Source organism: Streptomyces sp. ActVer, assembly GCF_027270795.1.
In the GTDB taxonomy this organism is placed as follows: domain Bacteria; phylum Actinomycetota; class Actinomycetes; order Streptomycetales; family Streptomycetaceae; genus Streptomyces; species Streptomyces umbrinus_A.
In genome coordinates, this window is the sequence record NZ_JAPWHT010000285.1 from 1 (window position 1) to 13416 (window position 13416).

At 70.4% G+C, this 13416-nt stretch carries 15 protein-coding genes; 8 read left to right on the forward strand and 7 right to left on the reverse strand.

Features of this window, described 5'->3' with window-relative positions:
• On the forward strand, positions 1 to 1782 hold a 1782-nt coding region (locus O3Q52_RS34940), incomplete at its 5' end, for a tetratricopeptide repeat protein (protein ID WP_269652654.1).
• Positions 1783 to 1874: 92 nt separating this feature from the next.
• On the opposite strand, the gene O3Q52_RS34945 is transcribed toward O3Q52_RS34940, so the two are convergent.
• A complete protein-coding gene (locus O3Q52_RS34945; protein ID WP_269652655.1) occupies positions 1875 to 2141 on the reverse strand; it encodes a hypothetical protein in 267 nt (88 codons plus the stop codon).
• On the reverse strand, positions 2134 to 3015 hold the full coding sequence (gene mca / locus O3Q52_RS34950; RefSeq protein WP_269652656.1) for a mycothiol conjugate amidase Mca: 882 nt from the start codon (positions 3013 to 3015) through the stop codon (positions 2134 to 2136). Before mca ends, O3Q52_RS34945 begins: the two co-directional genes overlap by 8 nt.
• Before the next feature lie 183 nt (positions 3016 to 3198).
• On the opposite strand from mca, the gene O3Q52_RS34955 reads away from it, so the two are divergent.
• Entirely contained in the window at positions 3199 to 3591 is a 393-nt protein-coding gene (locus O3Q52_RS34955) for a DUF4307 domain-containing protein (RefSeq protein ID WP_269652657.1), read from the forward strand.
• Positions 3592 to 3781: 190 nt separating this feature from the next.
• A complete protein-coding gene (gene greA, locus O3Q52_RS34960; protein ID WP_269652658.1) occupies positions 3782 to 4279 on the forward strand; it encodes a transcription elongation factor GreA in 498 nt (165 codons plus the stop codon).
• Positions 4280 to 4399: 120 nt separating this feature from the next.
• Here the strand turns inward: greA and O3Q52_RS34965 are convergent, their stop codons facing one another.
• From O3Q52_RS34965 to ilvA, 3 genes are all read right to left on the reverse strand, one after another.
• Positions 4400 to 5257 carry an ABC transporter permease gene (locus O3Q52_RS34965; RefSeq protein ID WP_055614166.1) on the reverse strand — a complete coding sequence of 286 codons (858 nt, stop codon included), beginning with the start codon at positions 5255 to 5257 and terminating at the stop codon, positions 4400 to 4402.
• On the reverse strand, positions 5254 to 6264 hold the full coding sequence (locus tag O3Q52_RS34970; protein WP_269652659.1) for an ATP-binding cassette domain-containing protein: 1011 nt from the start codon (positions 6262 to 6264) through the stop codon (positions 5254 to 5256). The genes O3Q52_RS34965 and O3Q52_RS34970 overlap by 4 nt, the downstream gene beginning before the upstream one ends.
• A gap of 176 nt (positions 6265 to 6440) precedes the next feature.
• Positions 6441 to 7670 carry a threonine ammonia-lyase gene (gene ilvA, locus O3Q52_RS34975; RefSeq protein ID WP_269652660.1) on the reverse strand — a complete coding sequence of 410 codons (1230 nt, stop codon included), beginning with the start codon at positions 7668 to 7670 and terminating at the stop codon, positions 6441 to 6443.
• Positions 7671 to 7832: 162 nt separating this feature from the next.
• Between ilvA and O3Q52_RS34980 the strand changes: the two genes are divergently transcribed.
• From O3Q52_RS34980 to O3Q52_RS34990, 3 genes are all read left to right on the forward strand, one after another.
• Entirely contained in the window at positions 7833 to 8333 is a 501-nt protein-coding gene (locus O3Q52_RS34980) for a MarR family winged helix-turn-helix transcriptional regulator (protein WP_189838420.1), read from the forward strand.
• Positions 8334 to 8473: 140 nt separating this feature from the next.
• Positions 8474 to 8983 carry a sigma factor-like helix-turn-helix DNA-binding protein gene (locus O3Q52_RS34985; RefSeq protein WP_269652661.1) on the forward strand — a complete coding sequence of 170 codons (510 nt, stop codon included), beginning with the start codon at positions 8474 to 8476 and terminating at the stop codon, positions 8981 to 8983.
• Between the two features lie 5 nt (positions 8984 to 8988).
• On the forward strand, positions 8989 to 9231 hold the full coding sequence (locus O3Q52_RS34990; RefSeq protein ID WP_269652666.1) for a hypothetical protein: 243 nt from the start codon (positions 8989 to 8991) through the stop codon (positions 9229 to 9231).
• Positions 9232 to 9315: 84 nt separating this feature from the next.
• Here O3Q52_RS34990 and O3Q52_RS34995 read toward each other — a convergent pair whose 3' ends face one another.
• Complete coding sequence (locus tag O3Q52_RS34995) at positions 9316 to 10470, reverse strand: cystathionine gamma-synthase (protein WP_269652662.1); 1155 nt, start codon at positions 10468 to 10470, stop codon at positions 9316 to 9318.
• A 254-nt stretch (positions 10471 to 10724) separates the two neighbouring features.
• On the opposite strand from O3Q52_RS34995, the gene O3Q52_RS35000 reads away from it, so the two are divergent.
• Positions 10725 to 11846: a hypothetical protein gene (locus O3Q52_RS35000; RefSeq protein WP_269652663.1), complete on the forward strand. Its 1122-nt coding sequence runs from the start codon at positions 10725 to 10727 to the stop codon at positions 11844 to 11846.
• Between the two features lie 101 nt (positions 11847 to 11947).
• Complete coding sequence (locus tag O3Q52_RS35005) at positions 11948 to 12544, forward strand: hypothetical protein (protein ID WP_269652664.1); 597 nt, start codon at positions 11948 to 11950, stop codon at positions 12542 to 12544.
• Positions 12545 to 12674: 130 nt separating this feature from the next.
• Here the strand turns inward: O3Q52_RS35005 and msrA are convergent, their stop codons facing one another.
• Positions 12675 to 13187 carry a peptide-methionine (S)-S-oxide reductase MsrA gene (msrA, locus tag O3Q52_RS35010; RefSeq protein WP_269652665.1) on the reverse strand — a complete coding sequence of 171 codons (513 nt, stop codon included), beginning with the start codon at positions 13185 to 13187 and terminating at the stop codon, positions 12675 to 12677.
• Positions 13188 to 13416: the final 229 nt, after the last annotated feature.

Genomic DNA, 13416 nt, shown 5'->3' on the forward strand with positions numbered 1-13416 from the left:
CTGGCGGGCCGCGCCTCGCTGGGCGCGGCCGCGGCGGCCGCCCTGCTCGCGACGGACGAGCCGGAGGCGACCCGCCACCTGGAGGCCCTCTCCCGCGCGGGCCTCATCGACCACGTACGCGGCAGCCGCTACCGCCTGCACGACCTCGTACGCGCCTTCGCGCAGGCCCGCCTCCTCGACGAGGAGGAGCCGTCCGAGCGTACGGCCGCGCAGGAACGTCTCATCGCGAACTACGCCGAGCTCGCGGACTCGGTGATCCGCCTGGTCGACGGCAAGACGTCCACCCGCGCCGACCAGTTCGGCCCGCACGGCTTCACCTCGCTGGACGCGGCCCTGCGCTGGCTGGACGACGAGTCGAGCTTCATCACGGCGGCCCTGCGGCACGCGGAGGGCGTCAACCAGGCGACGGTGCTCAACCTCCTGGGCGCGCTGTGCGACTACTGCCTGCTGCGCGGCGACCTCTACCGCCTGGGCGAGATCAGCGAGTTGACGCAGGCCGTCGACCAGGGACTGCTGGTGCGCTCGGTCCAGTGGCGTACGGGCATCGCGGCCCGCCAGCTCGGCGAGCTGGACAAGGCGCGTACGCAACTGGCCTCCGTGGTGGACCTCTACTTCGAGGCGCACCACGACGCGGGCGCGGCACGGGCGCTCTGCTCGCTCGGGATCACCCTCCACCACCAGGGCAATCTCACGGAGGCGGCGGCGAAGCTCCAGGAGGCCATGGACCTCCAGGCCTCCCCCGAGCTCTCGGCGGACCGCGCCTGGACGATGCACGCGCTGGCGGCCGTGGAACGGGACCGCGCCAGACTGCGCGAGGCGCTCGACCTCCTGACACAGGCCCTGGTCCTGCACCGCGAGGGCGAGTCCGTGCACGGCGAGGCGTGGGCCCACTTCCAGCTCGGCCAGCTGGGTCTGCGCATGGGCGACGTACCGCGCGCCGAGTCCGAGCTCCGCGAGGCCCTCGATCTGTACGGCCGCACACGCGACGCCCGCGGCGAGGCCTGGGCCCTCACCCAGCTCGCCCGGGCCCGCCTGGTCGACGGCGACCCGTCCTCCGCGGTGGACGGCCTGCGCCAGGCGGCCTCCCGCCACCGCGACAACGAGGACTCGCGGGGCGAGGCCTGGACGGTCTACTACCTCGGCCAGGCCCTGGAGGAGACCGGCAACCTCGACCAGGCGGTCCGTGAACTGGAACGCTCACGGACGATGTTCTCCCGCATCCGCGACGTGTACGGCCTGGCGTGCGCCCGCCACCACTCGGCCCGGGTCACCCGCGACCAGCGTGCCGCCCAGACCGGCTCCCTGCGGAACTCGGGCTTCGCCCGCCAGCTCCTGGTCGACGCACGGGCCGACTTCCAGCGGATCGGCGTCGCCCACGGCGAGGCCTGGACCTGCCTGGAACTGGCGGTCGTCGACGCCGGCAACGCCCGCACCCAGCCGGCCCTCGCCCTCTGCGACGAGGCCGCGTCCCTCTTCGCCTCCTACGGCGACCGCCGCGGCGAGGACTGGTCCCGCTTCCTGCGCTGCACGCTCCTGCCCTACGCCTCCCCGGGCGGCGTGGAGGTCGGCACGGCGGTGGCCCAGGAGGAACTCACCCAGCTCTCCCGCACCGGCCACCCGACCCGCGACGGAAAGCTCGACGACTACATCGAGGCGTACCAACTGCTCCTGGAACGAGGAGCCGACCTGGAAGCCGGCTGGCAGGCCTGGCGCCTGGGCATGGTCCCGAACCGGCATGCCCGGGAGGTCATGGGGGTGGCGGTGTCGGCCCGGCGGGTGTGAGGGGCGCCTCCGGGCACACGCAGGTCCTGACGCGGTGACGCCTGTGGCGTGTCACCGCATCAGGGCCTCGGCCCGATCGGGCCCGGTCGACCTCAGCCCTTGGCGGGTGAGGCCTTCCCTCCGGAGCCGGCCGAACCAGCCGGTTCCGGCTCGGAGGTGGCCGTCTTCGGGTCCACCTCCTCCGTGAAGTCGACCCTTCCCAGCTGCCGGTTCATGGACTTCATCAGCCCCCACACGGCCAGGGCCATCACCGCGAAGACGATGAAACCGAGGACACCGGGGGTGACCTTGTTCTCGTCGATCTCCTTGGCGAGGGGGACGAGGTGCGTCAGTGCCAGGCTTGCGCTCATGTCAGGCATTGTCGCGGATGCCCGCGAAGAGGTCGTCCTCGGGGAGGGATGTATCGACGAGGGACTTCGCGAGCTCGTACTCCTCGGTCGGCCAGACCTTCCGCTGGATGTCCATCGGGATCCGGAACCAGCCGCCGTCGGGGTCGATCTGCGTGGCGTGGGCGATGAGGGCCTTGTCGCGGATCTCGTAGAAGTCGGCACACGGGACGTGCGTCGTCAGGATCCGCTCGGTGCGCTCGAACTCGTCCCAGCGCTTCAGCCAGTCCCCGTACGGCGACTCCAGGCCGCGCTCCAGCATCGCGTTGTGCAGCGCCTCGGTGCGCGGGCGGTTGAAGCCCTGGTTGTAGTAGAGCTTCTGCGGCTGGAAGACGGGGCCGAACTCCGACTCCGGGTACTTCCCGGTGTCCGCCGCGCCCTCGAACGCCACCATCGAGATCTTGTGGGTCATGATGTGGTCCGGGTGCGGATACCCGCCGTTCTCGTCGTAGGTGGTGATCACCTGCGGGCGGAAGGCGCGGATCCTGCGGACCAGCTCACCGGCCGCCTTGTCGACGTCCTCCAGGGCGAAGCAGCCCTCGGGCAGCGGCGGCAGCGGGTCGCCCTCGGGCAGGCCCGAGTCCACGAAGCCGAGCCACTCCTGCTTGACGCCGAGGATCTCGCGGGCCTCGTCCATCTCCTTCTTGCGTACCTCGTGGATGTGCTCCTCGACGTACTTGTCCCCCTGAAGCTTCGGATTGAGGATGGAGCCGCGCTCCCCGCCCGTGCAGGTCACGACCAGCACGTCCACCCCCTCGGACACGTACTTCGCCATGGTGGCCGCGCCCTTCGACGACTCGTCGTCGGGGTGGGCGTGGACGGCCATCAGTCGCAGCTGGTCAGTCAAGACTCAATCCTCGTAAGTCGGCGCCCCTGTGTGAGACGGCGCAAATCTAATAGGTGTCGTCCCGCAGGGACGTCGATGTGGGGCGGCGGTCGGGTTGCGGGTGGGGGCTTCTATAGTGACCGAATCGGGGGGCGAATAATTCCGGGCCCCGAACCCCGCCCGCTCGCCCCGGAGAGGACGATCATGAGTACGGTGCAGCTGCCCGAGAGCCGGTACGGCCGCTCCACGGACGGGCGCGCCGACCGCAGGCTCAGAATCATCGGTGCGGTGCTGGGGGCGGCCCTGCTCGCCCTGATCGGCTATTTCGCCTACTACTACGTCGGCGGCAACAAGATCAGCGCCGAGGTCATCACCTACGACCTCTCGGACACCTCGGTGAAGGTGCACCTGGAGGTCCGCAAGGACGCGGACGCGAGCGGCTACTGCACGATCCGCTCACAGGCCGAGAGCGGCGCCGAGGTGGGCCGCGCGGACTTCCGCTTCGACCAGGACTCCACCCGGATCGACAAGGTCGTCACCCTCCGCACGACGGCCCCGGGCACGACCGCGGAGCTGCTCGGCTGCCACGCGGACTGAGTCCCGTCCCGCGGCTGACGGATGTCACCCTGGACAACTAGCCGCTGACCTGCGTTGACGTATTACTGATGGCTTATGTCCTCCCCCTTTGGGCCGTGAATTGTTAGGCTCGTGGTTTCGCCCACCCGTGAAGGAACATTCTTCTGGGTAGGGCGATGCTTTGTATTCCCAGTACCTACGAGGAGCACCTGTGACCCAGACCAGCGAGAACGTCACCTGGCTGACCCAGGAGGCGTACAACCAGCTCAAGGCCGAGCTGGATCACCTGTCTGGTCCTGCGCGCACGGAGATCGCCGCCAAGATCGCGGCTGCGCGCGAGGAGGGCGATCTGCGCGAGAACGGCGGGTACCACGCGGCCAAGGAGGAGCAGGGCAAGCAGGAGCTCCGCGTGCGCCAGCTGACCCAGCTCCTGGAGAACGCCAAGGTGGGCGAGGCCCCGGCGGCCGACGGCGCGGTCGCGCCCGGCATGGTCGTGACCATCGCCTTCGACGGCGACAAGGACGACACGCTCACGTTCCTGCTCGCCTCGCGTGAGTACGCGAGCACGGACATCGAGACGTACTCGCCGCAGTCCCCGCTGGGCTCCGGCGTGAACGGCAAGAAGATCGGCCAGGACGCCGAGTACGAACTGCCGAACGGCAAGCTGGCCTCGGTGACGATCCTGGAGGCCAAGCCGTACGCCGCGTAGTTCCCGCGTCGCGTCGCGCAGCCGCTGCGCCTCGCGACCCGTCCAGCGCGTCGCCCCTGGTGAGCCCCCGGTGCCCATGCACCGGGGGCTTCACCATGTTCCGGGCGGGCCCGCCGCGCCTCAGGCAGCAGCCGAGCGGTACTTCCGTACCGCCAGCGTCCGGAAGATGACGACGATCAGGATCGAGTAGATCAGCGAGGCCCAGACCGGGTGCTGCATGGGCCAGGCGCCGGACGTGGACAGGCCGGGGTCGCCGAAGAGCTTGCGGCAGGCCTGAACGGTCGCGCTGAACGGGTTCCAGTCGGCGATGTGGCGCAGCCAGGGCGTCATCTTGCTGGAGTCCACGAACGCGTTGGACAGGAACGTCACCGGAAAGAGCCAGATCAGACCACCCGAGGTCGCCGCCTCCGGGGTGCGCACGGACAGTCCGATCAGCGCGCCGATCCAGGTGAACGCGTACCCGAGCAGCAGGAGCAGGCCGAAGCCGCCCATGATCTTCCCGAAGTTGGTCGGCTCCATGGAACCGGGACGCCAGCCCACGAGCAGCGCGACCATCGCGAGGACGAGCAGCGTCAGGGCCGTCTGGACGAGGTCCGCGACGGTGCGGCCGGTCAGCACCGCGCCGCGCGCCATGGGCAGCGAGCGGAACCGGTCGATGAGGCCCTTGTGCATGTCGTCCGCGATGCCCGCACCGGCGCCCGCGGTGGCGAAGGTGACCGTCTGCGCGAAGATGCCGGCCATCAGGAAGTTCTTGTAGACGTCCGGATTGGTGGTGTCCCCGATCTGCATCGAGCCGCCGAAGACGTACGTGAACAGCACCACGAACATCACTGGCTGGATCAGCCCGAACAGGATCATTTCGGGGATACGGGTCATGCGGATCAGGTTCCGCTTGGCCACGACCAGGGAGTCCCGGACGGACTGGCCGAACGAGCCTCCCGGGGCAGCGGTCCGCACGGCGTCGGTGACGGCGCTCACTTGGCGGCCTCCTTCTTGTCCATGCGGCCCTTGGCGTCGTCGCCCGTGCCGTTCTCCTGCTCCTCCGCCTCGGCGTGGTGCCCTGTCAGCGAGAGGAAGACGTCGTCGAGGGTGGGGCGGCGCAGACCGATGTCGTCGATCTCGATACCGCGGGCGTCCAGCTCGCGGATGACCTCCGCGAGGAGCTTCGCGCCACCGGTGACGGGGACGGTCAGCTTGCGGGTGTGCTGCTCGACGGTGGTGTCGCCCTTGCCGAAGCCGCGCAGCACCTCGGACGCCGTCTCGATGTGCTCGCGCTCGTGCACGACGACCTCGACGCGCTCGCCGCCGGTGCGGGCCTTGAGCTGGTCGGCGGTTCCCCGGGCGATGACGCGGCCCTGGTCGACCACGGCGATCTCGTGCGCCAGGTGGTCGGCCTCTTCGAGGTACTGGGTGGTGAGCAGCAGTGTCGTACCGCCCGAGACCAGATCCTTGATGACCTCCCACAACTGCTGGCGGTTGCGCGGGTCGAGGCCGGTCGTCGGCTCGTCCATGAACATGACCGGCGGCGAGACGACGAGCGCCGCCGCGAGGTCGAGCCGGCGGCGCATACCGCCGGAGTACGTCTTGGCGGGGCGGTCGGCGGCGTCCGTGAGGTGGAACTGCTCCAGCAGCTCGACCGCGCGGACCTTCGCCTGCTTCGCCCGCATCTGGTAGAGCTGGCCGACCATGTGGAGGTTCTCGCGGCCCGTCAGGTATTCGTCGACCGCGGCGAACTGGCCGGACAGGCCTATCGAGCGCCGCACCTCGTTCGGCTGCTTCAGTACGTCGATGCCCGCGACGACGGCCTTGCCGCTGTCGGGCCGGAGCAGGGTGGTGAGGCAGCGGACCGTGGTGGTCTTGCCCGCGCCGTTCGGCCCGAGCAGGCCGAGGACGGTGCCCTCCGGGACATCGAGGTCGACGCCGTCCAGAGCCCTTACGTCGCCGAAGGTCTTCACCAGGCCTTCGGCGTAGATGGCGCCTGGCATATGAGTCTCCGAAAAGTGGTTGGGGATCCTGCGGAAGAGAGGCTATTTTTCTCAGGTTTGCCCCGTCCGACGAGCGGGTCGGCGACGAGGCGGACCTGTGACCAGAGACACACCATAACGCGATGTATCGCGTTTCTCAACGGAATTTTCCAACCGGAGCGAACGCCGACCCGACCTCAGTCGATGACCGTGTAACCCGCCTTCCGCAGCGCGGAGTTCACCTCGGCACAGTGCTCCGGACCCTTGGTCTCCAGGTGCAGTTCGACCTCCACCTCCGTGAGCCCGAGCCGTGGGTCGGTCCGCACGTGGCTCACATCGAGGACGTTAGCGTCCACCACTGACAACACCCCGAGAAGCGAGGCCAGGGCGCCGGGCCGGTCCGTCAGCCGCAGCGTGACCGCCAGGTAGCGGCCGCCCGCGGCCATGCCGTGGCGCAGGATGCGCTGCATCAGCAGCGGGTCCACGTTCCCGCCGGACAGCAGCGCCACGACCGGGCCCTCGAATGCCTGCGGCTCGCTCAGCAGCGCTGCCACGGGACTCGCGCCGGCCGGCTCGACGACCAGTTTGGCCCGCTCCAGGCAGAGCAGCAGCGCGCTGGACAGATCGTTCTCGGAGACCGTACGGACCTCGTCCACCAGGTCGCCGATGATCCCGAACGGCACGTCGCCGGGCCGCCCGACCTTGATGCCGTCGGCCATCGTCGCGGGGTTCTCGATGGACACCGGGTGCCCGGCCGCCAGCGAGGGCGGATACGCGGCCGCGCCCGCCGCCTGCACCCCGACGATCCGTACGTCCGGCCGCAGCGCCTTCACGGCGACCGCGATGCCCGCGGCGAGACCGCCGCCGCCGATCCCGACGACGATCGTGCGCACCTCGGGGCACTGCTCCAGGATCTCCAGGCCGACCGTGCCCTGACCGGCGATGATGTCGGGATGGTCGAAGGGGTGGATGAAGACGGCGCCCGTCTCGGCCGCGTACTCCTGCGCGGCGGCCAGCGTCTCGTCCACCACCGTGCCGTGCGCGCGCACCTCGGCGCCGTAGTGCCGGGTAGCCGCGACCTTCGGCAGCGGGGCGCCCTTGGGCATGAACACCGTGGACCGCACACCCAGCAGGGAGGAGGCGAGGGCGACGCCCTGCGCGTGGTTCCCGGCGCTCGCCGCGACCACGCCCGCGGCCCGCTCCTCGGGACTCAGCCCGGCGATCCGCACGTACGCGCCGCGCAGCTTGAACGAACCCGTCCGCTGGAGGTTCTCGCATTTGAAGTGGACCGGCGCGCCCACCAGCCGGGACAGGTGCCTGCTGCCCTCCATGGCGGTCATCCGCGCCACGCCCGCGAGCATCTTCTGGGCGCCGCGTACATCGTCGAGGGTCACCAGCGGCAAGGAGTCAGCCGTGCGGTAGCTCATGACCACCAGTCTCGCAGTTCACGTGGCGCCACACCGGCTGTGACCAACGTCCGAGACCGGTTTGCTCAGCGCAGGTACGGCCCGCCCCCCGTCCGCGTACTCTGTCCCCCAACCCAGCCCCACGCATGAATAGAGCCTCCGGCCATGCCCACAACACCTGAAATGTCGATGGACATGACGACCGTCGGTGACACCGGTCTTCTCGAATCGCTGCAGCACGAGGTGGCGGTGTTCGCCCGCCGTGCCGAACAGACCCGGCTCGGCGGGGTCGGCCAGGTGCGCAACTCCATGGACCGTGCCGCATACCTGCTGCTCAACCGCCTCGACAAGGAGGGGCCGATGGGCGTCAAGGCACTCGCAGCGAGCATGGGCATCGACTCGTCGACGGTCACCCGGCAGGTCGCCCCGCTCGTCGACACCGGGCTCGTCAAGCGCACCTCCCACCCGGAGGACGGACGTGCCGTGGTGCTCCAGCTGTCGCCGCGCGGGCTCTCCCGCCTGGAGGAAGTGCGGTCCTCCAGGCGCCAGTTGATGGCAGAGCTGACCCAGGAGTGGGCCCCCGAGGAGCGCGAGGCCTTCTGCACGCTGCTCACCCGGTTCAACCTCGCGCTCTCCGCCCGCATGGCCGCATCCCCCTCCGCGGAGGCACCGGAGCCCTCCTGAAACACCCCGTGCGCACCGCATCGGCCCCGGCCTCTTGACCAGGGACCCGCGCCTGGCCTCATATGAGACCGGGTCCTGTCGTACGCGGCTGTCCTCGGCGTACGTCTCCAGGGCCCGGTTTCCCTCAGCCGGGAGGCGCGGTGCGAGAGCGGCAGGCGTCCCAGAACGCCCGCCGGGCCCGGGAGTTCGAGGCGTTCGTCGCGGGCGCGGCAGGGCGGCTGCTGCATGCCGCCACACTGCTCACGGCCGAGCCCCCGGACGACAACCCGCGCGCGCGGCGCCTGCTCACGGCTGCCCTCGCCCATACGTACGCCTCCTGGGACCGGCTGCGCGGCGAGGACCCGTACGACCGGACCCGGCAGCAGCTTGCCGTGCGCTTCGCGCGCGGGGCGTGGCATCAGTACGGCGGCCTGGGCCGGGCGCACCCCCGGAGCCACCGGAAACCCGACAGCGTCCTGGACTGCCTCACTCCCCAGGAGCGGCTGATCCTCGTGCTGCGCATGTACGAGGGCGTCGCCGAGGAGCAGGCCGCGGCGCTGCTCGGGCTGCCCACGGAGCGCGTACGGGCCATCTGCGCGCGGGCCATGGCGACGCTGCTGCATCCGCCGCGGGAGGCCGCTCCGGTGATCGCGAAGGTGGCCCCGTCATGAGCTCGATGAGCCGCAGGGAGGCGGACGTCCGCCGGATCCTGGAGGAGCCGCAGCCGCCCGTACCGCCCGATCTGTACGGGGAGGCGCTGCGCCGGGGCGGGCGGATGCTGCGCCGCAGGAGGGCGGCGAGGCGGCTGTTCTGGCTGGTGCTGTTCGCGGCTGTCGTGGCCTTCGTGGTGTGGGCGTCGCTGACCCAGCCGTGGGTGGAGCCGCCGTCGGAGACGACTCCACCGCTGACCGGCTGGTGAGCCCACCGGCGGACGGTGGGCCCGTCGACCGGGTGACCCGTTGCCGGGGGTGTCCCGTTGCCCGGACGGTGAGCCCGTCGGTGACTAGCCCAGCGCCTGCTTGAGGTCCTGGAGGAGGTCGTCGATGTTCTCGATGCCTACGGAGAGGCGTACGAGATCGGCGGGGACCTCCAGGAGGGACCCGGCCACGGACGCGTGCGTCATGCGTCCCGGGTGCTCGATCAGGGACTCGACGCCGCCCAGGGACTCGCCGAGCGTGAACACCTTGGCGCGGTTGCAGACCTCGACGGCCGCCTCCTCGCCACCCTCCACCTGGAAGGAGACCATGCCGCCGAACGACTTCATCTGCTTGGCGGCGATCTCGTGACCGGGGTGCTCCGGGAGGCCCGGGTACAGAACGCGCGTCACGCGCGCGTGCCGGGTGAGCATCTCCGCGACCTGGGTGGCGTTCTCGCTGTGCCGGTCCATGCGGACGGCGAGCGTCTTGATGCCGCGCAGCACCAGCCAGGCGTCCATGGGGCCGGCGACCGCGCCCATCGCGTTCTGGTGGTAGGCGAGCTCCTCGCCGAGCGCCTGGTCGGCGACCACGAGCGCGCCGCCGACGACGTCCGAGTGGCCGCCCATGTACTTGGTCAGCGAGTGCACGACGATGTCCGCGCCGAGCGCGAGCGGCTGCTGGAGGTAGGGGCTGGCGAAGGTGTTGTCGACGACCAGCTTCGCGCCGGACTCGCGGGCGATCTGCGAGAGCGAGGCGATGTCGGTGATGCCGAGGAGGGGGTTGGAGGGGGTCTCCACCCAGACGGCCTTGGTCTTCGGGGTGATGGCGGCCCGTACGGCCGCGGGGTCGCTGGTGTCGGCGACCGACCACTCCACGCCCCACCGGGAGACGACCTTCGCGAAGAGGCGGAACGTACCGCCGTACGCGTCATTGGGGATGACCACGTGGTCGCCCGGGCTGAGCAGCGTACGCAACAGGCAGTCCTCGGCCGCCAGTCCGGACGCGAACGCGAGCCCTCGGCGGCCGCCCTCCAGGGCGGCGAGGTTCTCCTCCAGGGCGGTCCTGGTGGGGTTGGCGCTGCGGCTGTACTCGTAGCCGCCACGCAGACCGCCGACGCCGTCCTGCTTGTAGGTCGAAACCTGGTAGATCGGCGGGACGACCGCGCCGGTGAGGGGATCGGCGGTGTTGCCCGCGTGGATCGCCACGGTTTCGAAGTGCTGGCTGATGTGCCTGTCGCTCATGGGCACCGAGGGTAATGCGCTCGCGGGGAAAGTGACGGCATGGGGCTTGGGTGTGGGCCGGGGCGCGGGTCTGACGCGGGTCCGACTGCGGGTCTGGCGCGGGTCTGACGCGGGGCTGACGGGCGACTGACGGGAGGCCGGGGGAGGCCGGGGGAGGCCGTGTCCGGCGGTTTTCCACAGGAGGCGCCGACCGTTTTCCACAGGATCGGTGACCGGGTTCGCCAATTGTCGGACGAGTCTGGTTCGCTTGAGGCATGGAGATTCTCTGGGTCCTGATGGCGATGCTCATGGTGAGCCTCATCCTCTGGCCGTTCCTTCTGCGCAGGCGTGCCGGTGGTATCCAACAGGTCGCTCCGGGCGACCCGGACGCGGCCGACCCGGCGAACTACGGCTTCCTTCGCCAGGAGGAGCTGGACATCCGCATGCCCGGCCCCGACCAGGACCTGCTGGAGGTCCTGGACCTCGTGCAGCGCACCCAGGACTACCGGGCGGCGTCGCAGCTCCTGGCCGGCACCGAGATCGAGGGCGAGCGGCGCTGGCAGCGCGTGCAGGCATTCGCGGGCGCCGCGTCGCTGGAGCTGCAGCAGCGCCCCGGCGGGGTGAGCGACTCCCCCGGCGGGCAGTGGCTGCGGGTGTGGCGGGCCGAGAATCCCAAGGACGCGGGCGGCGCCGCGGTGCACGCGGAGTTCCTGGTGCAGCAGGCGTGGCGTACGTCGTCGCCGGGGACGGACGAGTTCCGGATCATCATGGAGGAGGCGAGGGCGGCCTGCGGCGAGGCCGCGCTGCTGTCGCCGGGCGACCCGATCCCGTACGTCATCGAGCTCTCCGTGGGCCGCGGACTCGCCTACCCCCAGGCGGAGTTCGAGAAGGTCTGGCTGAAGATCCTGGACCGCGCGCCCGCGCACATGGGGGCGCATCTGGCGGCGCTGCACTACTGGTGCGAGAAGTGGCACGGCTCGCGCGAGGTGGCGTACTCCTTCGCGGAGGCGGCGGCGGCCCGGGCGCCGCAGGGCTCACTCCTGGCCGCGATGCCTCTCTTCGCCGTCTTCGAGCACCTGCCCGAGGTGAACCTGGTCAGCAGCTTCTACCAGAGCGAGGTCGTGACCAAGGCGGTCCACGGCGCCCTCTACGCGGTCCACTCGGCCCGCCCCGACGACCCGATGCTCGCCCACGTCCGCCACCTCCTGGTCTGCTTCCTGGTCCGCGGCGAACGCTGGTCGGAGGCAATGACCCAGCTGGTCCACGTCGACGGCCACGTGGGAGCCCTCCCCTGGACCCTGACATCCGACCCGGCAGCGGACTACGCGGTGTACCGCGCCCTGGCGGTGGGCGGCTACGAGGCAAACGGCGGCAGCCCGGCGACACTGCCGCACTGAGCGGGCCGACGGTCTCTGGGCGGAGTGATCCTGAACGGGTACTGCGGGGGCAGAAGCCGCGCCCGCGTGTGCCGCAAGGCCGGTGTCGCGAAGGTGGATCGATGAGCGTCGGCTTCTCTCCCGCGATGCTGGCGGGGCTGTGGCAGGAACGGTGGCCGTCGGGTCCGCCCGTCGCCCACACCTTCCGCAGTACGTACGCGGACCGCTGGGTGCGCTTTCACAGCCTCCCCGGCTCGAAGCGCTCCCCGGAGTCGGAGGACGAGTACGCGATCGTGCTGGACCGCCACAACACGGTCCTCGACGAACTCTTCGCGGGTACGGATGTGTTCGTAGTGACCATGGACTGGTCGGGAACGGCGACGGGACCTCCCATCCATCCGGAGCCACGACAGACGTTGCACCCGGACGGCGTCCGCTGGTGGACCGAGTCGGAGCAGGACGACCCCGACCCGGAGTTCCACGTCCACAGACGTCTGTACGCCGACCGGCGCCCGTGGGAACGCGGCTGCGCCGACGACCTGCTGCGCGCCGTCGCGGACGACGCGCTCGCCGAGGTGTTCCTCACGGATACGGAACTCCGCCGCATCCACCACCCGTACGACGGCGGCGCGGACGTCATCCTCGCCACGTCTGAGGAGCGGGACCGGATGTGTGACCGCCACATCGACTGGCTCTCCAGCCACCTGGCCGGCCTCTGACCGGCCGGTCACGGGCAGCCTTCACCGCAGCGCCCTTCGTGCACGGCAGGGCAGCTGCGGCCCCGAAGGGGAAAGCGGGGCCCGGCTACGGAGCCGGCCAGTGAGCCTCCGCCTTCCCCCCGCCTCGCGGTCAGCCCTCCGTGCGGGCGGGCAGGCGCCATCCCGGGCGGGGGAAGTGGCAGGTGTAGCCGTCGGGGTAACGCTGCAGGTAGTCCTGGTGCTCGGGCTCGGCCTCCCAGAAGGGGCCGACCGGCTCCACCTCGGTGACGACCTTGTCCGGCCACAGTCCGGAGGCGTCCACGTCCGCGATCGTGTCCTCGGCGACCCGCTTCTGCTCGTCGTCCACGTAGTAGATCGCCGAGCGGTAGCTGAGGCCGATGTCGTTGCCCTGGCGGTTCTTGGTGCTCGGGTCGTGGATCTGGAAGAAGAACTCCAGGAGCGCGCGGTAGTCGGTCTTCTCGGGGTCGAAAAGGATCTCGATGGCCTCCGCGTGCGTGCCGTGGTTACGGTACGTCGCGTTCGGCACGTCACCCCCGGTGTAGCCCACCCGGGTCGCCGTCACGCCCGGGAGTCGGCGGATCAGCTCCTCCATCCCCCAGAAGCATCCGCCCGCCAGTACGGCCCTCTGCGTCTGCGCAGCCATCACGGCCCCTTCCAATGTCTGTATCTGTCAGCTCGGTCACTCGGGGTCATCGGCTCGCACACCACCGGCATCCCTTACCCACTGTCCTCAACGCGCGAGGGTTCCGGGCGATTCCGCACCCGCCCAAAGAGGCCGGTCATGGCACCAGCAACGCACGCCACACTGCGACCGGCCCTCGCCCGAAGGGACCGGCAGTCGAAACCCAGCGGCCGCGCGAACTGGCCGACCC